The sequence below is a fragment of the Streptomyces sp. NPDC007205 genome, from assembly GCF_040634095.1.
GTDB lineage: Bacteria > Actinomycetota > Actinomycetes > Streptomycetales > Streptomycetaceae > Streptomyces.
Window position 1 is genome coordinate 509,873 of record NZ_JBEYEW010000001.1, and the last position, 25,196, is coordinate 535,068.

At 72.1% G+C, this 25,196-nt stretch carries 21 protein-coding genes and 1 pseudogene; 11 read left to right on the plus strand and 11 right to left on the minus strand.

The genetic code is table 11. The features are described 5' to 3' along the window. Positions 1–303: 303 nt before the first annotated feature. Entirely contained in the window at positions 304–1,077 is a 774-nt protein-coding gene (locus ABZ624_RS02270; protein ID WP_360081675.1) for a polysaccharide deacetylase family protein, read from the minus strand. A gap of 253 nt (positions 1,078–1,330) precedes the next feature. Between ABZ624_RS02270 and ABZ624_RS02275 the strand changes: the two genes are divergently transcribed. From ABZ624_RS02275 to ABZ624_RS02290, 4 genes and pseudogenes are all read left to right on the plus strand, one after another. Continuing rightward, on the plus strand, positions 1,331–2,041 hold the full coding sequence (locus ABZ624_RS02275) for a GPR1/FUN34/YaaH family transporter (RefSeq protein WP_360081676.1): 711 nt from the start codon (positions 1,331–1,333) through the stop codon (positions 2,039–2,041). 61 nt (positions 2,042–2,102) lie between these two features. Next, a pseudogene (locus ABZ624_RS02280) lies at positions 2,103–2,237 on the plus strand (prolyl aminopeptidase); the annotation flags it as partial. 11 nt (positions 2,238–2,248) lie between these two features. Then, positions 2,249–2,383 (plus strand): hypothetical protein, encoded by a 135-nt coding sequence (locus tag ABZ624_RS02285; protein WP_360081677.1) that lies wholly within the window; start codon positions 2,249–2,251, stop codon positions 2,381–2,383. A gap of 135 nt (positions 2,384–2,518) precedes the next feature. Beyond that, positions 2,519–3,145: a DinB family protein gene (locus tag ABZ624_RS02290; RefSeq protein ID WP_360081678.1), complete on the plus strand. Its 627-nt coding sequence runs from the start codon at positions 2,519–2,521 to the stop codon at positions 3,143–3,145. Here ABZ624_RS02290 and ABZ624_RS02295 read toward each other — a convergent pair. Then, positions 3,121–3,759: a TetR/AcrR family transcriptional regulator gene (locus ABZ624_RS02295; RefSeq protein WP_360081679.1), complete on the minus strand. Its 639-nt coding sequence runs from the start codon at positions 3,757–3,759 to the stop codon at positions 3,121–3,123. The two genes, ABZ624_RS02290 and ABZ624_RS02295, sit on opposite strands and share 25 nt — an antisense overlap. A 117-nt stretch (positions 3,760–3,876) precedes the next feature. On the opposite strand from ABZ624_RS02295, the gene ABZ624_RS02300 reads away from it, so the two are divergent. Beyond that, a complete protein-coding gene (locus ABZ624_RS02300) occupies positions 3,877–4,725 on the plus strand; it encodes an alpha/beta hydrolase (protein ID WP_360081680.1) in 849 nt (282 codons plus the stop codon). 46 nt (positions 4,726–4,771) lie between these two features. Here the strand turns inward: ABZ624_RS02300 and ABZ624_RS02305 are convergent, their stop codons facing one another. Both ABZ624_RS02305 and ABZ624_RS02310 read right to left on the minus strand, forming a co-directional pair. Further along, positions 4,772–5,539: a GNAT family N-acetyltransferase gene (locus ABZ624_RS02305; RefSeq protein ID WP_360081681.1), complete on the minus strand. Its 768-nt coding sequence runs from the start codon at positions 5,537–5,539 to the stop codon at positions 4,772–4,774. Between the two features lie 613 nt (positions 5,540–6,152). Then, complete coding sequence (locus tag ABZ624_RS02310; RefSeq protein ID WP_360081682.1) at positions 6,153–6,944, minus strand: SDR family NAD(P)-dependent oxidoreductase; 792 nt, start codon at positions 6,942–6,944, stop codon at positions 6,153–6,155. Positions 6,945–7,041: 97 nt separating this feature from the next. On the opposite strand from ABZ624_RS02310, the gene ABZ624_RS02315 reads away from it, so the two are divergent. Then, positions 7,042–7,653: a TetR family transcriptional regulator gene (locus ABZ624_RS02315; protein WP_360081683.1), complete on the plus strand. Its 612-nt coding sequence runs from the start codon at positions 7,042–7,044 to the stop codon at positions 7,651–7,653. A gap of 52 nt (positions 7,654–7,705) precedes the next feature. Here ABZ624_RS02315 and ABZ624_RS02320 read toward each other — a convergent pair whose 3' ends face one another. Next, the gene (locus tag ABZ624_RS02320) at positions 7,706–9,772 is read right to left on the minus strand and encodes a SpoIIE family protein phosphatase (protein ID WP_360081684.1); all 2,067 of its coding nucleotides are present in this window, start codon (positions 9,770–9,772) and stop codon (positions 7,706–7,708) included. Between the two features lie 189 nt (positions 9,773–9,961). Here ABZ624_RS02320 and ABZ624_RS02325 point away from each other — a divergent pair, with 189 nt between their 5' ends. Both ABZ624_RS02325 and ABZ624_RS02330 read left to right on the plus strand, forming a co-directional pair. Continuing rightward, on the plus strand, positions 9,962–12,466 hold the full coding sequence (locus ABZ624_RS02325; RefSeq protein ID WP_360081685.1) for a SpoIIE family protein phosphatase: 2,505 nt from the start codon (positions 9,962–9,964) through the stop codon (positions 12,464–12,466). 39 nt (positions 12,467–12,505) lie between these two features. Next, a complete protein-coding gene (locus tag ABZ624_RS02330; RefSeq protein WP_360081686.1) occupies positions 12,506–13,321 on the plus strand; it encodes a maleylpyruvate isomerase family mycothiol-dependent enzyme in 816 nt (271 codons plus the stop codon). Between the two features lie 12 nt (positions 13,322–13,333). On the opposite strand, the gene ABZ624_RS02335 is transcribed toward ABZ624_RS02330, so the two are convergent. The 4 genes from ABZ624_RS02335 to ABZ624_RS02350 form a co-directional block, all read right to left on the minus strand. Then, positions 13,334–14,506, minus strand: a complete 1,173-nt coding sequence (locus tag ABZ624_RS02335) for a PP2C family protein-serine/threonine phosphatase (RefSeq protein WP_360081687.1) — start codon at positions 14,504–14,506, stop codon at positions 13,334–13,336. An 82-nt stretch (positions 14,507–14,588) separates the two neighbouring features. Beyond that, positions 14,589–17,471: a lectin gene (locus ABZ624_RS02340; RefSeq protein WP_360081688.1), complete on the minus strand. Its 2,883-nt coding sequence runs from the start codon at positions 17,469–17,471 to the stop codon at positions 14,589–14,591. A 147-nt stretch (positions 17,472–17,618) separates the two neighbouring features. Then, the gene (locus ABZ624_RS02345; RefSeq protein ID WP_360081689.1) at positions 17,619–19,025 is read right to left on the minus strand and encodes a HAMP domain-containing sensor histidine kinase; all 1,407 of its coding nucleotides are present in this window, start codon (positions 19,023–19,025) and stop codon (positions 17,619–17,621) included. Further along, complete coding sequence (locus ABZ624_RS02350; protein ID WP_360081690.1) at positions 19,022–19,741, minus strand: response regulator transcription factor; 720 nt, start codon at positions 19,739–19,741, stop codon at positions 19,022–19,024. Before ABZ624_RS02350 ends, ABZ624_RS02345 begins: the two co-directional genes overlap by 4 nt. Positions 19,742–19,947: 206 nt before the next feature. Here ABZ624_RS02350 and ABZ624_RS02355 point away from each other — a divergent pair, with 206 nt between their 5' ends. Beyond that, a complete protein-coding gene (locus ABZ624_RS02355) occupies positions 19,948–21,141 on the plus strand; it encodes a cytochrome P450 (protein ID WP_360081691.1) in 1,194 nt (397 codons plus the stop codon). Positions 21,142–21,244: 103 nt separating this feature from the next. Continuing rightward, positions 21,245–21,796: a DUF1707 domain-containing protein gene (locus ABZ624_RS02360; protein ID WP_360081692.1), complete on the plus strand. Its 552-nt coding sequence runs from the start codon at positions 21,245–21,247 to the stop codon at positions 21,794–21,796. Between the two features lie 9 nt (positions 21,797–21,805). Here ABZ624_RS02360 and ABZ624_RS02365 read toward each other — a convergent pair whose 3' ends face one another. Both ABZ624_RS02365 and ABZ624_RS02370 read right to left on the minus strand, forming a co-directional pair. Next, complete coding sequence (locus ABZ624_RS02365; RefSeq protein ID WP_360081693.1) at positions 21,806–23,452, minus strand: APC family permease; 1,647 nt, start codon at positions 23,450–23,452, stop codon at positions 21,806–21,808. Between the two features lie 114 nt (positions 23,453–23,566). Next, entirely contained in the window at positions 23,567–24,556 is a 990-nt protein-coding gene (locus ABZ624_RS02370) for a hypothetical protein (protein WP_360081694.1), read from the minus strand. Positions 24,557–24,881: 325 nt separating this feature from the next. Between ABZ624_RS02370 and ABZ624_RS02375 the strand changes: the two genes are divergently transcribed. Next, entirely contained in the window at positions 24,882–25,184 is a 303-nt protein-coding gene (locus ABZ624_RS02375) for a hypothetical protein (RefSeq protein ID WP_360081695.1), read from the plus strand. The last annotated feature ends 12 nt before the right edge of the window (positions 25,185–25,196 follow it).

Here is a 25,196-nt window from a genome sequence, read left to right on the forward strand (position 1 = left end):
GCCACGACCCTCGTGCCGGTCGCCCGCGCCCTCGGCCCTGTCGTGCGGCCTGCCGGGGCAGGCTCGTCGTCCGCGTGACCGACACGGCCTCCGGCGCGTTCGCCGACGTCGACGCCTCGGGGTCGGCCCTCGTGGACTGCCGGGCCGACGGCTCCCCCGGCGTCGCCCGCGGCCTGTTCCGGCTGGACGGCGTCTACGCCCTGGACATCGCCGCCGACGGCGGGAAGCGGCTCGGCATGCCGGTGGGCACTTGGAGAGCCGCTGCCATCGGGTCGGCTGAAGTCACCTGCGGGAACGGCCCGTTCAGCGGACCGGGAAACCGAAGGAGTAACCCTGCTGCTTCAGCCACGGCAGCAGGACGCGCAGCGCGGCCACGGTCTGCGAGCGGTCGCCGCCCGCGTCGTGGAAGAGGATCGTCGGCCCGTTGGACAGCTCGCGCTTGACGGTGGCGATGATGGCCTCGGTACCGGGTCGCTCGAAGTCCTTGGAGTCCACGTTCCAGCCCAGCGGCCGCATCCCGTGCGAGGCCGCCAGATGCCGGCTGTACGGGGTGAAGGCACCGCCCGGAGCCCGGTAGTACATGGGCTGTACGCCGCCGGACGCCTTGGTGATCTGCTGCTCGGCCTCCAGGACCTGCTGCGACTGATATGCCTCGGACTTCTTGTCCATCGTCGTGTCGTGCGACACCGTGTGGTCGCACAGCCGGTGCCCGGCCGCCACCACCTGCCGGACCAGCTCCGGATGCGCCTGGGCCTGCGGGCCGATCATGCAGAACGTCGCCTTCACACCGTTGGCGCGCAGCAGTTGCAGCACCTGCGGGGTCCACACCGGGTTCGGGCCGTCGTCGATGGTGATGTTGACCGCGTGCGCGCCCCCGTCCGAGGCGTGGGCGATGTCGGCGGACACGGCCGCGGCCTTGGGCGCGGTGTGCCCGGACGAGACGCCCGCCCGCGGCGAACCGCCGCCCGGCTGTCCGGCCTGTGCGGTCCACACCGACGCGGCGACCGCCGCCGCCGTGACCCCGACCGCCGCCGCGATCACCCGGCCGTGCCATCCCCGTCCGCCATGCCGCGCCATGCCCCGCCCCGTTCCTGCCGAATCCCTGTGTTGTTGTGCACCTGGTCTCTGTGCACCTGTCAGGACGGCCGGGGTTGAGCACGGGATCCGGCTGTTACAGATCACGGACAATCCCGGGGCGGTTCCGCGACAGAACGCTCCGTTCCGTGGCCCGAGCGGGCCGAGGCGGAGGACCGCGCGCACAATCGGGGTACCCCGTGTCGTACGACCACCGCAGTACTACGGCCCAGGCCCGAGGGACAGGGTGATCCGGATGCCGTCACCAGCAGCGCGGACGTACGACACGACCAGTGGGCCGCCGCGGCCCGAGGCCCTGACGCGGATCATGCTCAGGCCGCTGGCCAGCAGCCTGCCCCTCGGCTTCTTCGCCTTCGGCACCGGAAGCGTTCTGCTCACCGCCGTGCAGTTGTCATGGGTGCCCCTGGCCCAGAGCCGGCCGCTGATGCTGCTGATCCTGGTGTTCGTCGTGCCCCTGGAACTGCTCTCCGGGATCTTCGCCTTCCTCGCCCGCGACAGCGGTGCCGCCTGCGGCCTGTCCGTGCTGGGCTGCGCCTGGGCGGGCAGCGCGCTGGTCACCCTGTCCGGACCGCCGGGACAGCCCAGCCCCGGGCTGGCCGTGTTCCTGCTGAGCATCGCCCCGCTCATGCTCCTCCTCGGCGCCGCCGCGATCCCCGGCAAGCCGCTGTTCTCCGCGCTGCTGCTGATCGGAGCCTGCCGGTTCGTCCTGACCGGCATCCACGAGGCCGGCGGAGCGGCCGTGCTGCGCACCGCCGCCGGCTGGACCGGCGTGGCCCTCGCGGCCTTCGCCCTGTACGGCGGCTTCGCCCTGCTGCTGGAGGACACGGCCCAGCGCACGATCCTCCCGCTGGGCCGCCGGGGCCGCGCCCGTACGTCCCTGCAGGGCGACCTCGGCCACCAGCTGGAGCAGACGGAGCGGGAGGCCGGCGTACGACGGCAACTGTGAGCGGCGGTCTCACGCATCGGCGGCCGGCGGTGCCGCCAGCAGGCGGGAATGTGACGACAGCGAGACCTGTGGCAACCCTGACGGCAAGCCCGCCGTCGTCCTGCACGGCGGCCCGGGATCGGGGTGCGCCCCCTGCTCACGGCGGCTGTTCGACCCGGCCGCCTACCGGATCGTCCTGCTCGACCAGCGGGGCTCGGTCCACCCCGTATGCGAGCCCTCGGCGACGGCAACGACGAAGGCGTGGTCCTGCGTGACGCACACCTGCTCAAGGGCGTCCCCGGCACCCTCGTCCGGGGCAGCCTCGGCGAGGGCTCCGACCGGCCCGAAGACGCGGGGCGTTGAAGGGGGCGGCGGGCAGAGGGAAAAGGGCGCGCGGGGGCGGGGCGGCTGTGGCAGGCTGGCCGGCTGTGAGAACTCCGGCGGGCCGGCCGGCCCGGCAGGGGGCAGTTCTGCAGTTCCTTCGGTCAGGAGCATTCGATGACGACACCACCGCCCCGGCTCCGTCCGCTGCTGGACCAGTTCGACTTCGCCTGCGAGCGCCTGCTGCACCGGCTGGCCGGGCCCGTCATGGACAGCGGCGACGGCGCGGAGACCAAGGTGGAGCCGCTGACCGACGACGAGTACTTCTGGGAACCGGTCCCGGGCTGCTGGACGGTCAGACGACGCGCGGACGGACCGGGACCGCGGGCGGCCCTCCTGGACGGCGCCGGCCCCTGGGGACGGGACGCCGCGCCGTACCCGCACCCCTGGCCACCGCCCGTCACCACCCTCGCATGGCGGCTGAGCCACCTCTCCGAGATGCTGTCCCTGCGCGCCGACCACACCGCCGGAAGCCGCTCGGCGACCCGGGAGAACCATCCCGTCAGCGGGGACGCCGCCGGCGCGGTCGAGGCCTTCGAGACCGGCACCGCCGCCTGGCGGCGGGCCCTGCTGGGCGTCGACGACGCGGCGCTGGACACGGTCGGGTACTGCGCCTACCCGTACGGCAGTGACGCGGAGGAACCCTTCCTCGACATCGTGTGGTGGGTCAACCAGGAAGTGCTGCACCACGGAGCCGAGATCGCCCTGCTCCGCGACCTCTACCGAGCGGGCCGGCCGTCCTGACGGCCGGGGCCGGTTCGCTCCGCGCCCAGTGCGGCTCGTACGATCGCCGCGGCCGCCGTGCCCGCGGCCCGTACCGGTTCGGTGCTGCGCGCGGCCCGGCCCAGCATGAAGGCGCCCTCCAGCAGGGCGACGACCGAGCTCGCCGTCTCCCGGGCGGCGGGCCCGGGAATCCCGCCCTCGGCGTAGTACGCGGCCAGATACTCGATCCAGCTGTCGAAGACCTCCGAAGTGGCCTGCCGTAGCGCCTCGTTGGTGCTCGCGACCTCCATCGCGACCGTCGCGATGGGGCACGGGTCGGCGAAGTCGAGCTCGGCGAGCGTACCGGCCGCGGCGGCGAAGGCGTCGGCGGTGGCCGCGACCCGGTCCTCGTACGGCGTCATCAGCGCGGTGACGAGCCCCAGGTAGACGGCGCCCGAGGTGCGGATCACCTCCTCGCCCAACTGGGCCTTCCCGCCGGGGAAGAAGTGGTAGATCGAGCCGAAGGGCGCACCGGCGGCCTCGGCGATCTGTTTCATCCCCGTGCCGGTGTAGCCCGAGCGCCGGAACAGCTCGGTGCCGGCGTTCAGGATCCGCTGCCGGGTCTCGTGGGTGCTGATCGCCTTGCCGTCGCTCATGGGGGGCACCTCCGGGGCGGCCGCTGTTGCCAAAGGGCGGTCGGCGTCTATTGTGTCACTAGAACGATCTATCAAGAAGCGCAGTCATCGTAACAGCCGACGGGCGGAGGCACGGGCATGCCGGAGATCGAGCTGAGTGCGGGCACCATCGACTACCAGGACACCGGAGGCGACGGCCCCGCCGTGCTCCTCGCCCACGGCCTCGGCTTCGACGACTCGGTCTGGGCCGACGTCGTCTCCGCCCTGCGCCCCGACTTCCGTGTGCTGGTCCCCGTGCTGCCCCTGGGCAGCCACCGGCGCCCGATGCGGCCGGACGCGGACCTGTCCGCGCACGGCATCGCCCGCCTGCTCGCCGAGTTCATGGACCGTCTTGACCTGCGGGACGTCACCCTCGTCCAGAACGACGCCGGAACGGCTCAGCTCCTCGTCGGCGTACACGACGAGCGCATCGCCCGGCTCGTGCTGACCTCGTGCGAGGCCCTGGACAACTACCCGCCCGGCATCCAGGGCCGGATCCTGTCCGTGGCCTGCACGGTCCCCGGCGGTCTCTACCTCCTCGTGCAGTCCTTCCGCTTCCCTTTCCTGGCCCGCATGCGGATCTCGCTCGGCGGCATGGCGAAGAAGCGGCTGCCGAAGGAACTCATCGCCCGCTGGTACGGCCCGCTGATGACGAGCCGCCACATCCGCCGTGACTTCCGGAAGTTCTGCCGTGCGACCCGGAAGGACTGCTACCTGGAAGCGGCCCGCAACCTCCCGGGGTTCACCCGCCCGGCGCTGGTCGCCTGGGGCGCCGAGGACCGCATGATGCCGCACGCCACGGGCCGTCGCCTGGCCGGGCTGCTGCCGAACGCCCGCTATGTGGAGATCCCCGACGCCCGCACCCTGGTCCAGCTGGACAATCCGGCCGCCCTCACGGAGGAGATCCGCCGGTTCGTCAAGGACCACCCGCTGCCCGGGAACGGGTGACAGGGAGAGCCGGCGAGGACGGCACCCGTCCCCGCCGGCCAGGACGTCACCCTTCGAGCGAGACGTACAGTCGCGTGCCGCCGGACCGGAAGCCGACCCTCCCGTACACGCGGCGGGAACCCTCGCCGGAGTACTCCAGCCACACCGACCGCGCTCCGCGGCCGAACATCGTCTCGGCCAGGGTCGAGGTGACCGCGGCGGCGATGCCACGGCCCCGGTACGCGGGAAGGGTGCCCACGCCGGCGAGTTCGGCGGTGCCCTCGGCGGGCGCCGAGCACAGGGCGCCGCCGGCGCAGCCGCCGTCGGGCGTGCGGACGAACCGGACGGCTCCACCGCCCTCCTCGGTGCGCCGCAACCGGGCCGCGCCTTCCGGGGAGGGCTCCCACTCGCCGCCGAAGGCCTCGGAGAGCGCGATGTCGAGCCCGGTGTAGTCGGCCTCCGTGGCCGGGGCCTCCACCTGGACCGGGTCCGCCGAGCCGTGTCCGGAGCGGGGCACGGCCAGTGTGGCCGGTGTGCAGACCAGGTACTCGTGCACCGCCTCCGTGCCGAAACCGGCCCGGCGCAGCGCGGGTTCGACGGCGGGCGCGGCGTCCGGGGCGAACTCCAGACGGGGCCGCAGTCCGCGCTCGCGGAACGCGGCGATCAGGTCGGCGACGTCCCGGTGGGTGGGCTCGGCGCCGGGCAAGGGGGTGGCGTAGTTGATGTAAGGGCTGGTCGTCGAGGGATCGAACCCCACGACGAAGCCGCCGACTTCACGCGCCGCCGGGCGGCGCAACAGGTGGGCGACGGCAAAGCGCTGGACATCGGTGCGCATGGTGAAGACCTCACGGTGAAGGCGGCCACGGGCTGCTGTGGGCCGGGGCGTGGCCGGGCATACGGGAACGGCCTCTGCGAGGAGGCGGGCGGTGTGCTGGGCACCGCGTCGTCGGACCGCCGTGAGGGGGTGCGGGAGATACCGGAGAACGCTGCCTCGGGGCAGACGGCTCAGTATCGGCGGCGGCCGCTGGGGGACGCCGGAACCATGGACTTCAGTCCTTCGTGAGGAGTGGTGGCATGCGCCGTCGAACGGGAAGGATCTTGCCACAGCACGGGCGGACATGACAACGGCCCTCCCGGCCGACTGACAAGGCGCCGACTGACAAGGTGCCAACTGGCAAAGTACGGAGGCGACATGAAGATCCGCGCCCGCATGAGCATGAGCGCCGACGGCTATGTGACCACCCCGACCGGCTGGCCGGCGCTGACGGCCGACCCCGCTTTCGTGTCCGGCGAGAGCCACGGCATCCGCAGCCGCACCGGGTCGCTGTCGGTGACGACGTCGTCGAGGGTGCCAGCCGGGCGGTGCGAGCCGCGCCGTGGAGATCGTCTACTCCTGCCGGGGCGGCCGGTCACCGCTGCCGGCCGGCCCCGCGAGCCAGCGCTGATCCTCAGCGGCTTGCTCGCTGCGCGGCCACGATCGCGTTCATCGTCGGCTCCGCCCCCGCCAGCCGCTGCACGCGCTCCGCGAACCCCGGGAACTGCGACGCGACCTTGGTGAGGAACCGCAGTTCGACGGGCGCCACGTTGATCTCGGCGACATCACGTTCGATCGCCCGCGCCACCCCCTTGCAGACCCGCTCCGGGGAGACGGTGCGGACGCCGCCGGGCGTGGCCGAACCCGTCTTCGCGAACATGCCCAGGTCGCGCACGAATCCCGGCTGGACGATCGAGACGCCGACGCCCGTGCCGTGCAGATCCTGCCGGAAGGCCAGCGAGAAGCCGCGCAGCCCGAACTTCGTCGCGTTGTACAGGGACGAGGACTTGGTGGCCGCCATGCCGGCCAGCGACCCGACGAAGCAGATGTGACCGCGTCCGGCGGCCACCATGCCGGGCGCGAGCAGCCGGGCGAGCACCGCGGGGGCGCGCAGGTTCACCGCGAGGGCCCGGTCGATCTGCTCCGGGCTGTAGTCGAGGACGTCGCCGCTGGAGGGCAGGGCCGCGTTGGCGATCAGGATGTCCGTACCGGCGGCCTGCTCGGCCAGCCGCCGTACATCGTCCGGGTCGGCCAGATCGGCCTGGACCGTCCGGGCGCCGTAGCGCTCGGCGAGGGGTTTGAGCGCGTCGGGCCGCCGGCCGGTGAGGACGAGGCGGGCGCCGCGAGCGGACAACTCGGCGGCGAGCGCGCCCCCGATGCCGCCGGTGACGCCGGTGAGCAGAACGGTTGACCCGGCAATGTGCACGACTACCCTCCGTCTTCTTGTTCGTTCGAACGAACAGTAGGGATCCCGGGCGGCCGTGTCCACAGCCATGTCCACGGGAGATGGGAGAATGCACGCCATGCCGCATGCCGCCCCCTCCGCGCCGACGCGCCAGCGCATCATCACCGCCGTCCTGCGGATCATCGGCGAGGACGGAGTCGCGGCGGTCACGAACCGGCGGATCGCCAAGGAAGCGGGGGTGTCCCTGGGTTCGGTCACCTACCACTTCGAAACCCAGCACGAGCTGCTGCGCGAGAGCCTGCTGCACTTCGTGCGCGAGGAGGCCCGGCACTTCACCGAGCTCGCCGAGCAGTGCCAGACGGACGGCCTGGACGTCGCCGGCGCGGCGTCCCTGGCCGGCCAGGTCGCCTGCGGCTCGGCCCTGGACAGCGCCCATCTCGCCCCCTTCGAGCTGTATCTGCACGCCGGACGCGACGAGCGTCTGCGGGAGGCGGCGGCCGAGGCGTTCCGGGCCTACGACCTGCTCGCCGCCCGGATCCTCAGCGCGCTCGGCGTCCCGGACGCGGAACGTCTCGCCGCCACGACGGTCGCCCTCGTGATGGGCCTGCAACTGCGGCGTCTGGCCACGGGCAGCCCCGCCGACGACCTGGTCGACGCCCTCCTGCTGCTCGTCCGCGGGACCGCCGACCGGCCGTTCGCGGCCGGTTCGGGGCAGCCGGCAGCACAGTAGGAAACCGCCCTGTGGGCACCGCGGCTTGGGTGCCTGGACGTCCCGCCCCGGTCTACAGGGCGCGGGCGACGAGCAGGGCCACGTCGTCGTGGTCGTCGGGGTGGCGCAGCCCGTGCAGCAGGATGTCGCAGGTCTCCTCCAGCGGCCTGTGCGGATCGTCGAGGAGGTCCAGCAGGGCGTTCAGCCGGTCGTCGATGGGGTGCTGGCGGGTCTCCACGAGGCCGTCGGTGTAGAGGACCAGCACATCGCCGGGGCGCAGCGCGACGGTGGTCGTCTCGAACCGTACGCCGCCGACGCCGAGCGGCGCCGCGGCCGGCAGGTCCAGGAGCCTGGGTGCGGCGCCGGGACGCGTGAGCGCGGGCGGCATGTGTCCGGCGTTGGCGATGCTGCACCGCCCGGTGCGGGGGTCGTACACCGCGTACAGGCACGTGACGATGTAGTGCTCCAGATCGCAGGTGATCTTGTCCAGGTGCTGCAGCACCGCGCCCGGGTCGAGATCGAGGTCGGCATAGGCGCAGGTCGCGGTGCGCAACCGACCCATGGTGGCGGCCGCGTCGATGCCGTTGCCCATGACGTCGCCCACCACCAGGGCGGTCTTGTCACCGGCCAGCGGGATGACGTCGTACCAGTCGCCGCCGACCTCGCTGGTGGCCTGCGCCGGCTGGTAGCGGGAGGCGAGCTCCAGGCCCGTGTGGTGCGCCGAGTGCTCGGGCAGCAGACTGCGCTGAAGGGTGAGGGCGGTGTTGCGGACGCTCTGGAACCAGCGGGCGTTGTCGATGGCGACGGCGGCCCGGCCGGCGAGTTCCACGGCCAGGACGACGTCGTCCTCGTCGAACGGCGCCGGATTGCGGGTCCGCTTGAGATCGAGGGCGCCGAGCACCTCGCCGTGGGCGATCAGCGGCACCGCGAGATACGAGTGGACACCGGCCCGCGCCAGCAGGGCACCGGCCTCGACGTCCCGGGCGATACGCGGCAGATCCCGCGGCCCGACGTGGCGGACCATCACCGGCCGCCCGGTGTGGACGCACAAGGTGACCAGCCGGTCACCCTCGTATGCGGCGAGGTCGCCCGGAGAGTCGGCGGCGCGCAGCGCGACCGTGGGATGCGCCGCTTTCAGGGCCACGGCCCGGAAGATCTCCGGACCGTTGTCCCGTCTGCGCATACGACGGCAGGACAGGGCGGAGTCGAGGATGTCCACCGCGACCACGTCGGCCAGGGCCGGCGCGGCGATCTCGGCCAGTTCACGGGCCGTCTGCTCCACGTCCAGCGCGGTGCCGACCCGGGCGGAGGCGTCCGCGATGAGCGCGAGGCGCCGCCGCGCCCGGTCGGCCTCGGCCGCCGCGCGATGCCGCTCGGTGACGTCGACGACCGAGGCGGCCGCGCCCAGCACCCGCCCGCCGGGATCCTCCAGCCGGTAGAAGGACAGCGACCAGGCGTGCTCGCGGCCGGGATCGGCCGAGGGACGGCCGACGTGGTACTGGTCCAGCAAGGGCGTACCGGTCGTGAGCACCTGGCGCAGCGCGGACTCGACGGTGTCGACGTCCGGGAAGGGCAGGGTCTCGCGCAGATGGCGGCCGATGTGGTCCTCGGCGGGAATGCCGTCGATCCGCTCCAGCGCCGGATTGACCAGGAGGTACTTCAGATCGGGGTCGAGGAGCGCCAGACCGATCGGGGACTGGTTGATCAGCTGCTCGCACAGCGCCAGATCCGTCTCGACGCGCTGGAGCAGGGTGTGGTCGGCCGCGATGCCCAAGGCGTAGACGTCCCCGAGGTCGTCCAGCAGCCGCATGGTCCGGAACTCCGTCAGCCGGCTGCCGCCGTCCTTGTGCCGCACGGGAAAGGTGCCGGCCCAGCCCCGGCCGGTCTCCAGCACCTCCGTGAACAGGCCCACCACGGCCTGCAGGTGTTCCGGATGGATGAGCAGGCGCGCCGCGTGCTTGCCGAGGGCCTCCTCCGACGAGTAACCGAACAGTTCCTCGGCCTGCGGGGTCCAGAAGACGATCCGGCCGCGGGTGTCCAGCGCCACCGCGGCCACGCTCAGCACGTCCAGCAGTCCGGTCGGCCGGGGCAGCCCGCTGCGATGCTCGTCGTGGCCGGCTCCGAAGGATTCCACTGCCATGCCTGCTTCACCTCCACCGGCCGGGCGGGCACACGCAGGCGCTGACGACCGGTACTCCCATGGTCCCTCCCGGCCCCGGTACTCCCATGGTCCCTCCCGGCCCGGCCCAACCGCACGGCGAAGAGTGGTCTGTCCGGCCCCTGCACATCATCGGACAAACAGGCTCATAGTGGTGTATGGGTGTCACTGATGGAACCTGTGCGAAAGGGCGTCTCCGCGGCCACACCCGGGGAACCGGGTGATCTCTTCGACGCGTCGACCGACGCGACCGCGGTGATCTCGGAGTACGGCGTGGTGGTGGGCTGGACCCGCAGCGCCGAAGCACTCCTCGGCTACGCGGCTCCCGACGTCCTGGGTATCCGCGCCGCGCGGCTGCTGGACATGCCCGAGGACCCCGTACGGCTCGCCGGCGTGGTGGAGCGGTGCCGCGCCGGAAACGGCTGGAGCGGGCAGACCGCCGTACGGCACCGGGACGGCCGCCGTCTCGAACTCCGGCTGCGGGTCTCGGCGTCCTTCCCCCTGGGCGACACCGAGTGCTTCCTGGTGTCGGCCCGTGAAGAGCGGCAGCGGTGGACCATGGGCCTGTCGGTCCTGGACGGGTTCCTGACCCGCTCACCGGTCGGCATGGCCGTCATGGACACCGAACTGCGGTACGTCTGGCTGAACGACACCCTGGAGCGGTTCGGCGGGGTCCCCCGGGACGAGCGGCTCGGGCGGCGGCTGAGCGAGCTGCTGCCCGGGCTGCAGGCGGAGGCCCTGGAGAGCCTCATGCGCAAGGTCCTCGCGACGGGCCTGCCGGTGACCGACTACGAGTACCTGGGCTGGAGCTGGGCCGACCCGCACCGCCGGCACGCCTACTCGACCTCGTTCTTCCCCCTGGTGGACGCCGACGACACCATCACCGGGGTCTGCTACATGGTCCAGGACGTCACCGAGCGGTGGAACGCCCGGCAGCTGCTGACCCTGGTCAACGAAGCCGGCACCAGCATCGGCACGACGCTCGACGTGCTGCGGACCGCCCAGGAACTCGCCGACTTCGCCGTCCCCCGCTTCGCGGACTTCGTCATCGTCGACCTGCTCGAAGCCGTGCTCAGCACCGAGGGCCACGGAGCATGGCTGACCGACGCGGGACCCGCACCCGCCCGGCCCGCGATGCGTCGCGCCGCACTGCGCTCGGTGCGCGAGGGCTGCCCCGAGGCCGTTGCACGGGTCGGCGACCGGGTCCACTTCCTCCCGCCGCCCCACGACGGGAGCCTGCTCACCGAGGGCGAGCCGCTGCTCATCCCGGTCCTCGACCCGTCCGACGAGCTGTGGCTCACCCGGGAGCCCGCGCGCACGGAACGCATCCGCGAATACGGCCTGCACTCGCTCATCGCCGTGCCGATGCGGGCGCGGAACACCGTCCTCGGCCTCACCACGTTCGCCCGGTCGCTCAACCCCGTCTCCTTCGGTACCGACGACGTCCTGCTGGCCCGGGAGCTGGTGGCCCGCGCGGCGGTGTGCGTCGACAACGCCCGCCGCTACACCAGGGAGCACACGGCGGCGCTCACCCTGCAGCGCAGTCTGCTGCCACCCGCCCTGACCGGCGGCACCGCGCTGGAGGTGGCCTCCTCCTATCTGCCCGCCGACTCCTCGGGCGGTGTCGGCGGCGACTGGTTCGACGTGATCCCGCTGTCCGGCGCCCGGGTGGGCCTCGTCATCGGCGACGTGGTGGGTCACGGCATCACCGCCGCGGCGAGCATGGGCCGGCTGCGCACGGCGGTGCAGACCCTCGCCGCCATGGAGATGCCTCCCGACGAACTGCTCGCCCATCTCGACGACCTCGTGCTCCGGCTGAGCGACGAGGAGACCGCCGCCGGCACGGCCGCCCGGAGCACCTTCATCGGCGCGACCTGCGTCTACGCCGTGTACGACCCGGTCAGCAGGCAGTGCACGATGGCCCGGGCCGGCCACCCGCCGCCCGTCGTCGTGGCACCCGGCGGACCCGCCTGCTTCGCCGAGATCCCCGCCGGACCCCCGCTCGGACTGGGCGGCATGGCCTTCGAGGCCACCGAGATCGAACTGGCCGAGAACAGCCTCTTCGGCCTGTACACCAACGGTCTGATCGCGGGCTGCGACCGCGACGTGGAGCGCGGCATGGCGCGGCTCGGGGAGGTACTCGCGCACGCCGGGGAGGACCTGGACACGCTGTGCACGTCCGCCGTGCGGCAGCTCGTGCCCGTGCCCCAGCCCGACGACATCGCCCTGCTCCTGACACGCACCCACAGCCTCGGCGCCGACCGGGTCGCCTCCTGGGACGTACCCGACGACCCGGCCGCCGTCGGTGTCCTGCGCGCCCAGGCCACCCGCCAGGTCGAGGACTGGGGCCTCGGCGAACTGGCCATCACGACGGAACTCGTGGTGAGCGAACTCGTCACCAACGCCCTCCGCTACGCCACCCCGCCCATCCGGCTACGGCTCCTCCGGGACACCCGCCTCACCTGCGAGGTCGCCGACGCCAGCAGTACGGCCCCCCGGCTGCGGCACGCCCGGATCACGGACGAAGGCGGTCGCGGGCTCTTCCTGGTGGCCCAGCTCACCCAGCGCTGGGGCGCCCGCTACACCGGCGCCGGAAAGGTCATCTGGGCCGAACAGGAGATCCCCTGCCCCCCCGACTTGCCTTCGAGTGCACTCCAGCATCCAGACTGTCGGTGACCGAATCACGCCGAGGACAGAACAGGACGGCGGCAGCCGATGGCAGCGACCGACAGGGCGGAGCATCCTCTGCCGTACGACACCTACCGTGAGGCCATCGCCCGCGAGACCCTGCGCTTCGCCGAGGTGGTCAGGGGCGCCGACCCGGCAGCCGCCGTGCCCTGCTGCCCCGACTGGACCCTGGCCGACCTCACCCAGCACGTCGGAGCGCTGCAGCGCTGGTTCTGCACCCTGCTGACCCGGCTGGTGCAGGAGCCTCCCCGCAGCCGCGACGTCGAGCTGGGGCTGCCGGAGAACCCGCGGGACCATGCCGACTGGGTGGCGGCCGGGGTGCCCGCGGTGGCGGCCGTCCTGCGGGACACGGATCCCGAGGCGCCGATGTGGGTCTGGGGCGAGGACCGGCACGCGCGGTTCTGGGCCCGGCGGATGCTCTTCGAGACCCTGGTCCACCGGGTGGACGCGGAGCGTGCCGTCGGCCTGGACTCCGGCCTCGACCCCGTGCTCGCGGCGGACGGCGTGGACGAGTTCCTCGTCAACCTGCCCTACGCGGGTCTCTTCGCTCCCGGCGTCACGAAGCTGCGCGGCGAGGGCGAGACCCTCGCGTTCCGGTGCACGGACCTCGGCGCGGGACCGGACGAGGAGTGGCGGGTGCGGCTGGACCCGGACGGCTTTCGCCTGCTGCCGCGTACGGACCACGCGGCAGGGGAGACCGGTCCGGTCACGGCGGCGGTGCGCGGGCAGGCGGCGGATCTGCTGCTCCTGCTCTACGGACGGCGGTCGTATCAGGACTCCGCCTTCGAGCTCTCGGGACAGACCGCGGTCCTGGACAACTGGTTCGCCCACACCGCCTTCTGACACCGGCCGGGTTCACTCGGCCGGTGACCCGGCCGGCGGCTCCTCCGGAAGCAGGCAGACCGCGAGAGCCGCCGTGTCGTCCTTCAGCCCGTTGTGGCTGTAGGCCAGCAGGTCGTCGTGGAGCCGTGCGAGCAGCTCCTTCGGCGGGAGGGGGCCCCAGGAGCGCAGGCGCTGCAGCAGCGGATAGAAGGTGCCGGCCGCGTCCCGTGTCTCCGTGACGCCGTCCGTGTACAGCAGCAGCTGATCGCCGGGCCGGAAGGGGTACACCTCCAGACGGAACGGGTCCTCGACCAGCATGCCGAGGTTCAGGGGCGGGGCCGGCCGCCCGCTCTCCAGTTCGCACACCTCGCCGGCCCTGAGCGAGATGGGCGGCGGGTGGCCGCAGTTGACGATGCGGACGAGCCGCCCGTCGACGGGGATCTCGGCGAAGACCGCGGTGACGAACCGTTCGCTCGTCTCCGTTCCGCCGAGCTGCGTCGCCCTGCGGCTCATGCTCGTGTCCACCCGGCAGGCCAGAGCGGGCAGCTCCGGTTCGTCGTACGCCGCCTCGCGGAACGCCCCGAGCAGGGCGGCGGCGGTCTCGACGGCGAGCAGTCCCTTGCCACGGACGTCGCCGATGACCAGGCGGACCCCGAACCGGGTGGGCACGGCCTCGTACAGGTCGCCGCCGATGCGGGCCTCCGCGGCCGCGGAGAGGTAGAGGCTCTCCAGGCGGAGGTGGCCGATCCGGTGCGGCACGGGCCGCAGCAGGACGCGCTGCGCGATCTCGGCCACGAACCGCACATCGGCCAGGGTGCGTTCGCGCCGGATCCGGTGGGCGGCCAGAATCGCGCCGAGGCCGCCCACGAGGGCCGTACAGATGTAGGACGCGACGTAGTGACGGTCCCACAGATAGCCGACGGACCGGCCCGCACAGCACGGGGTGCCGGCCAGCACCGCTTCGAGGCCGATGGCGAACACCGTGGCGGCGCCGACGATCGCGGGGCCGTGCGCGAACGCGGTCACCAGGGGCACGGCGATCAGCACGAAGCTCACCGGCCAGTCCACGGGCGTGGCGGGCTCCAGCAGCAGCACGGCCGCGACGTACAGGAGCGGGAGCCAGCGCAGCCACGCCGGTGGCGCCGGCAGCCGGGGCCGGGGCATCGAGCCGTCCTCCGGCTCCCGGCCGGTCCGTTCGTGCGTCACCCGACCAGCCTGGTGCGCGGTGCCCCCGTACCCCGGGATTGCTCCACTCAGCGGCATGTTCCGGCACCGGCCCCATGCAGGGTCAGCCGCTGCCGAAGCCGGTCGCGAAGACGTGCAGACCTCCGGCGGCGACATCGGACGGCAGGCGCACACTGCTGACCGTCTTGCCCGGACTCAGCGCCACGGGCGCCGTGGCGAACACATACGTCCGGGTGCTGTCGGACGCGGTGCCCGCGCGGTTGCGGTACGGCAGGGTCACCGCGACGGTGTTGTCGGCGAGCGGTGAGGTGGCGCCCCCGCTCAGCGTCCAGTCGGAGAGGCCGACCGTGACCGACTGGGTCGTGCCGTCCGTGTAGGTGACGGTCGCCGTGCCGGAAGCCGGGCCGTTGTTGGCGGCACCCAGGAAGGAGATGCTGCCCGAGCCCGACGTCCGTACCGTCTGCCCGTTCGCCTCGTAGTTGTCCGGCGCGCCGGGCGCCACGTCGGGCCAGGTGAACGTGACCCCGTTGACCGTGACCTTCGAGCCGGGGGTGACGCCCGCCCCGGCCAGGGCGTGCGCGGAGTAGCTGTAGCCCGCGCCGTCGAAGTTCGCCGAGGCCGCGGCGGTGTCGCCGGACGTCCCGACGTCGCTGTAGCCGGCCGCGCCCGGGTAGGAACGCGGGGCGGCGGAGGCGTCCGACGCCCAGGACGTGTTGGGCGAGGTGCCGAGTACGTAGGTGAGGGTGCCGCCGCCGGTCAGGGCGCCGTCGGGTGCGTGTGCCGCGCTCCAGGGCGTGCCCTTCCAGGTGGCCGACTGGACGTACGGGGCGTCGTCCGCCGCACCGTTGCCGTTGATCGTGAGGGTGTGTCCGGACGGGAGGGTGATCACCGCCTGCGGGAAGAGCGGGCTGCCCAGGGCCAGGTCGGCGGTGCCGGGGGTCTCGGGATACATGCCGAGGGCGGACCACACGTACCACGAGCTCATCTCGCCGAGGTCGTCGTTGCCCGCGAGTCCGGCCGGGCCGGCGGTCCAGATCTGGTCCTGGATCTGCCGGACGACCTTCTGCGTCTGGTACGGGCGGCCGATGTAGTCGTACTCCCAGGGAATGTTCAGGCTCGGCTCGTTGCCCAGATCGGTGTATCCGCCGGCGCCGGTCAGCGAGGACAGGTCCGTGTCCAGGTACGTGGCCATGGCCGCGTCACCGCCCAGGGCGGTCGCCAGTCCGTGCAGGTTGAACGGCACCATCGGCGTGTACTGCCAGGAGTCGCCCTCGACGAAGTTCCTGCCCGAGGTCGGCGAGAAGCCTGCCGTCCATGTGCCCGAGGCGTCGCGTGGCTGGATGAAACCGCTTCCGTGGTGGAACAGGTTCTGCCAGTCCTGCGCCCGGTCCGCGAACCGCTGCTGATCGGCGGCGTGCCCGAGGGCGCCGGCGAGGGCCGAGACGGCGAAGTCCGCCGAGTCGTACTCAAGGGTGGTGGCTGCCGCGCCGTAGAAGTTGCAGCAGCCGTACTTGCCGTTGCTGGGCAGCCAGCCCAGCTGCTCCAGATACGTGAGGCCGGGCCGGTTGTCGTTGGGGACGGTGGCATCCGCGATCATGCCCTTGAGCGCGGTGGCCGTGTCGAAGCCGCGGGCCCCGAAGGCGTAGTAGTCGGCGATGATCTCGTCCGCCGGATCACCCACCATGACGTGGGTCTCTCCGTTGTTCTCCGACCACTTGGGGAACAGGCCGGTCTGACGGTAGTCGTCGACCATCGACTGGGCGGTGTCGGAGGCGATCCGGGGCGCGACGAGCGCCTCGAGCTGGGCCTGCGAGCGGTAGACGTCCCAGCCCGAGTAGTTGGCGTAGGCGGCGCCATGGCCCGGGTCGACGGTGTGGGGCCTGCCGTCGAAGCCGGGATAGCGCCGGTCGGTGTCACTGATCACGTTCGGATGCAGCAGCGCGTGGTACAGCGCCGTGTAGAAGACGGTCTGCTGAGCGGGCGTCCCGCCGGCGATCCGCACCCGGCCGAGGAGGGACTGCCAGGCGTTGTGCGCCGCGCCGCGGACCTTGGCCAGGTCCCAACCCGGGTTCTCCGCCTGGTGGTTGCCCGCCGCGCCGGCGGACGACACGTAGGAGATGCCGACCTTGGCCTGAACCGCCCGGTGGGTGGTGGTGTCGAACGTGACATAGCCGTCGGAGCCGCTCGCCTCGGGAGCGAAAGCTCGGGGCGGACGGGGCACGGAGCCGTGCAGCACCGGCTTGTTCGGTGCCTCGGGGGCGCTGGGGGAGGCCACGGTTCTGGGCGTGGTGGGCGTGGCGGCGGCCAGCGCGGTGCCGCTGTGGCGGAACGGCTGGTCGAAGACCATGTCGTAGTAGACCGTGTAGGAGTTGCCCTCGCCGCAGAAGTTGCCGCTGGTGACCTTTCCCCGCACTTCTCTGTCGTTGACCACGTCGAACTGCGCGGCCGTGTCGCCGTTCGCGCTGCCCGTCAGCTTGAACAGGAGGTTCGCCTGGGTGGTGGCCGGGAAGGTGAACCGGGCCATCCCGCTGCGGGTGGTGGCGGTCAGTTCCGTCGTCACGCCGTTGTCCAGGGAGACCGTGTACGAGCCGGGCGTGGCGGACTCGTTCGCGTGCGAGAAGCCGACCGTGGCGCCCGTGTCCACCGTGCCGACGGTCGGCAGTACGGGGATGTCACCGGCGGCCCGGCAGCCCGGACCCGCTATATGCGTCAGACCGAATCCGGTGATGGCGGAGTCGCCGTACTCGTAGCCGCCGCCGTCCGGGCGGTGCGGGCTGGTGTCGGGGCTCCACTGGACCATCCCGAACGGCGTGTCGGCCCCCGGGAAGTCGTCGGCGGCGTGTGTGGTCCCGATGAAGGGGTTCACGAGTGAGGCCGGGTCGGAGACCGGCGCGGGCGGGACGGGATCGGCTTGGGCGGGGGCGTAGGCGGCACCCACGGTCAGGGCACCGGCGGCGAGCACGGACAGAAGGCGGAACGACACCATCGTGACCATGTCCCTTCGACAACGTTGTCCCGCAAAGTGGCCCCTCAGGCCCCTGCTGTCAAGGGCACGCGGCACAGAACCAGCCGTTCGTCTGACGTGACGTCATATCCCGGCAACGCGGCGCTTGCCGGGCGTGCTGGTCTCCGGCTACCCGACCGACGTCATCGGCACGGACGGCAGCCTCAGGCGGAACAGGGCGCCCCCTCCCGGGGCCTGGTGGGCGGTGAGCTCGGCGTGGTGGGTGTGGGCGATCTGACGGGCCATGGCCAGGCCGAGGCCCGAGCCGGGAAGGGCCCGAGCGGCGCGGGCCCGGTAGAACCGGTCGAACACATGAGGAAGGTCGGCCGAGTCGATGCCGGGACCGTGGTCGCGGACGGTGATCTCCAGCCCGTCGCCGTCCGCCGACCGGCGCGCCGCCACCTCGACCCGTCCGCCGGGCGGGGAGAACTTCGCGGCGTTGTCCAGCAGGTTGGAGAACAGCCTGGTCAGCCGGCTCGGCACCGCGGCCGTCAGCGCGGACGCCGCCGCGGTGTCGGTGTCCAGGACGAAGGGGACGTGCGGCCAGTGATCGCGGGCGGCCGCCACCGCGTGTTCCAGCAGCGCGGTCGGCTGCACCGACTCCAGCGCCTGCTGCGGTTCTTCGTCGCGGGCCAGGTCGATCAGGTCGTTGACCAGCGTGGTCACCTCCCGCAACTGACGGGTGAGAGCGCCGGTCGCCCGCTCCCGCTGGTGCGGGGTCAGCCGTTCGGCGCGCAGCAGGATCTCGGCGTTGGCGCGCAACGCCGTCAGCGGCGTGCGCAGTTCGTGCGAGGCGTCGGCGACCAGGCGCCGTTGCGCGGCGAGCGACTCCTCCAGGGCGTCGAGCATGGTGTTGAAGCTGACGGCGAGCCGGGTGATCTCGTCCTGGCTGCCGTGTTGCCCGGGCGGCAGCTCGATCCGGAGTCCCGCGTCACGCGTGGCCGTGATCCGCTCCGCGGTCGACGTCAGCCGGGTCACCGGGGCCAGACCCGAGCGGGACACCCAGTAGCCCAGCAGGGCCGCGACCGGCACACCCGCCCCGCCGATCGCGGCGAGCAGTCCGGCGGCCTGCCGCTCGGCATGCCGTACCCCGTCGGAGCGCAGCGCCACCTGCATGGCCAGGCCCCGACGGGCCGGCGTGGTCAGCACCCGCACCGGTCGGCCGTCCACCGACGCCGTGCTGTAGTACGGCGCCCGACGGCGGCCGGCGACCTCGCGCACCGCGTGGGTGACGGGCAGCAGATAGGGCCGGCGCGGGTCGTGCGCGGGGGACTCGGGCACCAGTTGGGCGCAGGCGGGCGCGGCCAGGTACCGGCACTCGCCGGCCTGCACCCCGGGACCCTCCTGCTGGTGCTGTTGGATGGCCAGCGTGGCCGCCTGCGTCAGCTGCAGGTCGAACTGCCGGTGCAGGGTGTAGACGGTGACGGCGTACGCGCCCGCACATACCGCCAGCGCCACGCCCGCCACCGCGGCCGACGCGGTCAGGGCGAGCCGGCGGCGCAGCGGAGGGCGCCGGTGCCGGCGGGGCCGCGTCACTGTTCGTCCAGCCGGTAGCCGACGCCGTGCACGGTGTGCACGAGCCGCGAGGCGCCGTCGGCCTCCAGTTTCCGGCGCAGATATCCGATGTAGACGGCCAGCGAATTGGAGTCGGGCCCGAGATCCCGGCCCCACACCCAGCGCATGATCGTCTCCCGTTCCAGTACCTGCCCGGGGTGGCGCAGCAGCAGATCCAGCAGGCTCCACTCGGTGCGGGTGAACTCCAGCCGCCGCCCGCCCCGCTGCCCCGTGCGGGTGTGCGGGTCCACGACCAGATCGGCGAAGCGCAGCTGCGCGGACGGGGCCGGCTCGGCGGGGCCGGCGCGGCGCAGCAGGGCGCGCAGCCGGGCCGCCAGCTCGTCCAGCGCGAACGGCTTGGCCAGGTAGTCGTCCGCTCCCGCGTCCAGGCCGTCCACCCGGTTGCTGACCGCGTCCAGCGCGGTCAGCACCAGGATCGGCGTACGGTCGCCCAGCGCCCGCAACTGCCGGCACACCGCGAGCCCGTCCACCACCGGCATCATCACGTCGAGCACCAGTGCGTCCGGCTCCCAGTCCGCCACGGCCGCCAGAGCCGCGTGTCCGTCCGCCGCACCGCGGACGGTGAAGCCCTCCAGGGCGAGCCCGTCCTCCAGGGCGGCGCGTACCTCGGGATCGTCATCCACCACCAGCACACGCGCGGCACCGGCGGGGGACACGACCTCAGCTGCGTCGTTCATGGGACCAGCCTGCCAAACCGCGTTCTTAACAGCCTCTTAGACCGTTCGTTCATTGCAACGCACCATTGCGTTTGAGCTCATCGTCATTGCATCAATTTCTCGATGTTCACCTGGGCCAATGCCCTTTTGTTGGTTGACGAGATGATGAATGCAACGTAGCTTTCGGACTACACCAAACACGTAATATCGCGAAACGGGGAACGGTCATGAGCGAAGCCCTCCACACCCTCACGGCGCTGCCGACAGAGCGTCAGGCCGGCTGCCCCTTCGACCCGCCGGCGGAGCTGACCGACGCCCGCCGGCACGGCCCCATCAGCCACTACACCCACCCCGGCGGAAAGCCCGGCTGGCTGATCACCGGGTACGACCTGGTGAGGTCGGTCCTGGCCGACTCGCGGTTCAGCTCGCGCAAGGAACTCCTGAACGTGGGCGACTTCGAGGTTCCTCCGGCGCCGCCCGGCGAGTTCCTCCTCATGGACGACCCACAGCACCGGCGCTACCGTCAGCCGCTGGCCGGCAAGTTCACCGTACGGCGGATGCGGCTGCTCACCGAACGCGTCGAGCAGATCACCGCCGACTGCCTGGACGCCATGGAGAAGGCCGGGCCGCCGGCGGACCTGGTGACCGCGTTCGCCAAGCCCATCCCCACCCTCGTCATCTGCGAGTTGCTGGGGGTGCCCTACGAGGACCGGGGCTCCTTCCAGGAGCAGATCGACGCGTTCATGGGCGGGGAGACGAGCGAAGAGGAGCTGATAGCGGCCTACACCGCCACCCAGGAGTACCTCGCGGAGCTGGTGGCCGCCAAGCGCGCGCACCCCACCGACGACGTGCTCAGCGAACTCACCGGCAGCGATCTGACCGATGAGGAACTGAAGGGGATCAGCCTCATTCTGCTGGCGGCCGGCTTCGACACCACCGCGAACATGCTGTCCCTCGGCACCTTCGCACTGCTGCAGCACCCGGAGCAACTGGCCGCGCTGCGCGCCGACCCCGCGCTCACCGACGGCGCGGTGGAGGAGCTGCTGCGGTACCTGAGCGTCGCCAAGACGTTCATGAGGACGGCGCTGGAGGACGTCGAGCTGGGCGGGCAGACCATCAAGGCCGGGACGACGGTCGTCCTGTCGTACAACACCGCCAACCGCGACCCCGAGCGCTTCGCAGCCCCCCACATGCTCGACCTCCGGAGGCAGGACGGGGGCGGGCACCTGGCCTTCAGCCACGGCATCCACCAGTGCCTGGGCCAGCAGCTGGCCCGCGTCGAGATGCGGGTCGCGTTCCCCGCGCTGTTCCACCGCTTCCCCACGCTGCGCCTGGCCGTACCGGCCGAAGAGGTCGCCCTGCGTCCGGAGACCGCGGACATCTACGGGGTGAAAAGCCTCCCGGTCACCTGGGACGTCTGACCGCGAGCCGGTGACAGGTGTGGGAACGCGGGGCATGCTCACAGTGCCCCGTGACCGCACGTCAGGGCGACCGACCGCAGAAGGAGAAGGGGGAACGAGGCTCATGAGCAGCGCCGGCCGCGAGCCGGAAGGCCCGCCGCTGCTGGTCAGCGACGCGGACCGCGACATGGCCGTGCAGCGCCTGCGGGAGGCGTACGCCGAAGGGCGTGTCTCGCACGAGGAGATGGACGAACGCCTCCACCGGATCCTCACCGCCAGGACGCACCACGACCTCGTGCCGGCGTTGGCCTCGCTCCCGGAGGAGCACGCGGGCACCCCGTCCACGATCGCCGCCGCCCGCGGACGGATCCGGCGGCGCGGCGCATGGCGGGTGCCTCGGGTCCTCAGGGTCGAGTCCGCGTTCGGCGGGGTGCACCTGGACCTGTCCCACGCGGTGATCGAGCACCCGGTGGTCGACATCGAGCTGCACCTCGGCACCGGCGGTGCCAAGATCACCGTGCCGCGTGACGCGATCGTCGAGATCGAGGAGCTGCGCACCGTGTGGAAGCAGCCTCGCCACCGCACCCGGCGGCACCCCCGCCCCGGCGGGCCGAGGATCCGGATCTCCGGAACCATGGAGTACGGGCGGTTGAAGATCCGCCACGCGCGACGCTGAGGCCGCGGCTCAGAGGATGTCCTCCTCCTCCGGAACGACGACCTGGTCGATCAGGCGCTGGATGCGTTCGCTGGGCAGGGCGACCGCCATGGCCCAGTAGTAGATGACGAGGCTGAACACGGCCACGACCCCGATGTCCCACCACAGCGGGAACCAGGGGTGCTTGAGCGGCCCGAAGTCGCTGAGGTAGACGATGAGCCCCATGCCCACGAGGTAGACCGGCAGCCATTGCGCGGCCCGCAGGTCGAGCTGGGGGGTGATGGGGTTCATCTTGAACACCCGGTTGGCGACCAGGATGACGTAGCCGAGCAGGATGGCGACGCCGAGCTTCCAGTCGGTGGTCCAACCCGACCACAGGATCAGCAGGTTGGCGACGATGAAGGCGAGCGGTGACATCCAGCCGCCGCCGGGCAGCCGGTAGGGACGGTGGGCCTCGGGCAGCCGGTTGCGGAACACCCCGAAGGACAGCGGGGCGCCCGCGTACATCAGCACGCTGGCGCTGGTGATCAGGCCGACCAGGGAACGCCAGCTGGGGAACGGCAGGAAGCAGATGCAGCCGATCACGAACGCGGTGATGAGGCCGACCCAGGGAACACCGCGCCGGTTGGTGGTCTCGAAGACGGAGGGCACATAGCCGTTGCGGCTGAGGCCGTAGGAGACCCGGGAGGAGCCGGTGATGTAGATGAGGCCGGTGCCGGCGGGGGAGACCACGGCGTCGAGATAGAGGACCGTGGCGAGCCAGCCCAGGCTGATCAGCGTGGCCACCTGGGCGAAGGGCCCGCTCAGCGCGGTGAAGGCGGAGCCGGCCCAGTGGCCGCCGATCTGGGAGGCCGGCAGTGCGGCGAGGAAGGTGACCTGCAGGAGAATGTAGATCAGAATGCCCAGGATGATCGACCCGATGACCGCTCGCGGGATGTCCCGCTTGGGGTTGGCGCTCTCACCGGCCAGCTGGTCGGCCTGCTCGAAGCCCAGCAGCGCGAAGATGATGCCGCTGGTGGACACGGCGGACAGGATGCCCTTGGCCCCGTACGGGTTGAATCCGTCGGCCGCGGTGAAGTTGCCGGTGCGGAACTGGGCGATGGCGAACACGAAGATCGTCAGCAGCGGAATGCCGACCTTCCACCAGGTCGCCGCGCTGTTGGTGCGGGCCAGCAGCCGGATGCTGAGGAAGTTGACGGCTGTGATGACCGCCATCAGGCCGACCGCGACGGCGATGCCCGGCGGGGTCAGGACGTGCTCGCCGCCCTGGACCTTCTCCCAGCCGCTCGCCCAGGAGTAGTGCTGGCCGTACGTGATCATCGCCAGCACCTCGATGGGCGCCACGGTGGCCGCCTGCAGCCAGGAGAACCAGCCGAACGACGCGCCGGCCGCGCCGCCGAAGGCGTAGTGCGGGAAGCGGGCGGTGCCGCCCGAGACAGGGTACATACCGCCCAGTTCCGCGTGCACCAGCGCCAGGATCAGGATCGCCAGGCCGCCGATGGCCCAGGAGATGATCGCCGCCGGACCGGCGGCCGCGAGCGCACCCTGCGCGCCGAAGAGCCACCCGGACCCGATGATCGAACCCTCCGAGGCCCAGATGAGTCCGATGAATCCGATCTCACGCCGGAGCCCGGGCTTGTGGGTGTTCGGACCGGGTGCAGCCTCTGACACGGCCATGGCCCACACCCCTTCGGTAGGGTGATGTTCACCCCTATCGTGCCACGGGGCCGTTGTCTTGGCAGTGGACGTGCAGGCACGACTTCCCGGACATGTGCAGGGACGACTTTCCTGTCAGCCGGCGGTGAGGTGGGGGCCGGCCGGCGGGGCTCCGGTGACCGCTGCCCCGTACAGGGCCTCGGTGGCGGTGCCGAAGTAGGCGCTGTAGGAGATCTGCGGTGTGTTGCCGCCGGTGTGGTAGCCGCCGATCACACCGATGACCGCCCAGCCGCCGGGCCACGGTACGAGCATCGGACCGCCGCTGGTGCCGCCCACGAAGGCGTCGCAGGCGATGCGCGGGAACGTACCGGGGTCGGCCGGGTCGTCACTGTCCCACCTGGTGGTCCAGCTCCAGCACTCCAGCGGCTTCTCCGCGCCCGCCGGGTAGCCGATCATCCGTACCGGGGCGTGGTAGTAGCCCGTCCCGGTGAGCAGCCGCACCCCGCCCACCGCGTCCTCCAGGCGTGTGCCGTCCTGGTTGGGTTCGGTGGCCGCGAAGGCGAAGTCGTAGGCGGCTCCGGCGTGTTCGCCCAGGTCGTAGTACTGCTGGGGGACGTAGACGCCGTCGGTGCGCACCGGGAAGATCCCGAAGGGTTTGCGGGTGTCGTGGTACTGCGGGACGAAGGCCAGATGACGCTCGGGCGAGGTGCCGGCATAGCCCTTCAGACAGTGGCCGGCGCTGATCACCAGGTCGTGGCCGGGGCTGCGGACGACCGAGCCACTGCAGGTGCGGCCGGTGCCTCCGGCGTCCGTCCAGAAGAAGGTACCGGCCTGGGGGATGCCGTCGAAGCTCCGGCTCGGCGGGATGTACTCGCCCGGCCGGGGCCCGTCCACCGCGGGGGACGCACCGGCGGCCGTCGCGCCCGGCTTGCTCCCCTTCACGGTGTCGGCCGGCAGCGCGGCCGCCATACGGGCCGGGGTCCAGTAGGCGTCGAGCCGGTCGGCGAGCGGATTCCGGGCGGCGGTGGCCCCGTCGGCGGATGCCGTGGCGGTGAGGCCGGCACAGAGCAGCAGGGCGGCCGCACCGACGGCGGCGTATCGCACGATCCTGGTCCCGGGTCTCATGAATTCCCCTCGGAGCGGACGCAATTGACGGCCCACCATAAGGCCGCGGCAGCGGGCAGCACAGCGCCTGCTGCCGCCATTCGTGAACGGCGGCAGCAGGCGCTCCCGCAGCCCTGTGCGTTCGCTCAGGTCGTGGGGCGCGGCGGGGGTGCCCGACCCGGTCCCGTCTCGGGCGCGGCCCGCGACGAGTGGGACGCGACTCCCTGGGTAGACGCCCCTACCAGCCATGGGAGGCGGTTCCGCGGTCCGCCACCACAGGTGGGACGGAACCGTCAGCCATGGACCGCACACGCACGGTCATGGGCCCCACCAGAAGGAGAAGGCCATGAAGAAGCTGATACGGAAAGCGGGCGCGGCCGGCGTCGTCACCGCGGTGGTCGCAGGTGCTCTCCTCGCCACCGGCGGCTCCGCGGCGGCGGCCACCCCGGGGCCGGAGGGACACGCCGCCGGTACCGCGGCGGTGCACGCCGGCCAGCGCACGCCCTGCCGGCGCGGCCCCGACCAGCGGATCGATCCGTGGGTCGCCGGCCAGCTGGCGTGGTTCGTCCCCGGCGCTCGGCATCGCCTGGCAGTGTACGACCCGTGGATCAAGGACCAGCTGGCGCGCTTCGCGTCTTCCTCCTGTTAGCCACCCAGGCCG

Coding starts and splice junctions, on each gene's coding strand:
- ABZ624_RS02275 (WP_360081676.1), top strand. CDS start 1,331: ATGCCGTCACCAGCAGCGCGGACGTACGACACGACCAGTGGGCCGCCG.
- ABZ624_RS02295 (WP_360081679.1), bottom strand. CDS start 3,759: ATGAGCGACGGCAAGGCGATCAGCACCCACGAGACCCGGCAGCGGATC.
- ABZ624_RS02355 (WP_360081691.1), top strand. CDS start 19,948: ATGAGCGAAGCCCTCCACACCCTCACGGCGCTGCCGACAGAGCGTCAG.
- ABZ624_RS02350 (WP_360081690.1), bottom strand. CDS start 19,741: ATGAACGACGCAGCTGAGGTCGTGTCCCCCGCCGGTGCCGCGCGTGTG.
- ABZ624_RS02370 (WP_360081694.1), bottom strand. CDS start 24,556: ATGAGACCCGGGACCAGGATCGTGCGATACGCCGCCGTCGGTGCGGCC.
- ABZ624_RS02320 (WP_360081684.1), bottom strand. CDS start 9,772: ATGGCAGTGGAATCCTTCGGAGCCGGCCACGACGAGCATCGCAGCGGG.
- ABZ624_RS02375 (WP_360081695.1), top strand. CDS start 24,882: ATGAAGAAGCTGATACGGAAAGCGGGCGCGGCCGGCGTCGTCACCGCG.
- ABZ624_RS02305 (WP_360081681.1), bottom strand. CDS start 5,539: ATGCGCACCGATGTCCAGCGCTTTGCCGTCGCCCACCTGTTGCGCCGC.
- ABZ624_RS02330 (WP_360081686.1), top strand. CDS start 12,506: ATGGCAGCGACCGACAGGGCGGAGCATCCTCTGCCGTACGACACCTAC.
- ABZ624_RS02365 (WP_360081693.1), bottom strand. CDS start 23,452: ATGGCCGTGTCAGAGGCTGCACCCGGTCCGAACACCCACAAGCCCGGG.
- ABZ624_RS02290 (WP_360081678.1), top strand. CDS start 2,519: ATGACGACACCACCGCCCCGGCTCCGTCCGCTGCTGGACCAGTTCGAC.
- ABZ624_RS02300 (WP_360081680.1), top strand. CDS start 3,877: ATGCCGGAGATCGAGCTGAGTGCGGGCACCATCGACTACCAGGACACC.
- ABZ624_RS02340 (WP_360081688.1), bottom strand. CDS start 17,471: ATGGTGTCGTTCCGCCTTCTGTCCGTGCTCGCCGCCGGTGCCCTGACC.
- ABZ624_RS02270 (WP_360081675.1), bottom strand. CDS start 1,077: ATGGCGCGGCATGGCGGACGGGGATGGCACGGCCGGGTGATCGCGGCG.
- ABZ624_RS02285 (WP_360081677.1), top strand. CDS start 2,249: ATGCGAGCCCTCGGCGACGGCAACGACGAAGGCGTGGTCCTGCGTGAC.
- ABZ624_RS02315 (WP_360081683.1), top strand. CDS start 7,042: ATGCCGCATGCCGCCCCCTCCGCGCCGACGCGCCAGCGCATCATCACC.
- ABZ624_RS02325 (WP_360081685.1), top strand. CDS start 9,962: ATGGAACCTGTGCGAAAGGGCGTCTCCGCGGCCACACCCGGGGAACCG.
- ABZ624_RS02360 (WP_360081692.1), top strand. CDS start 21,245: ATGAGCAGCGCCGGCCGCGAGCCGGAAGGCCCGCCGCTGCTGGTCAGC.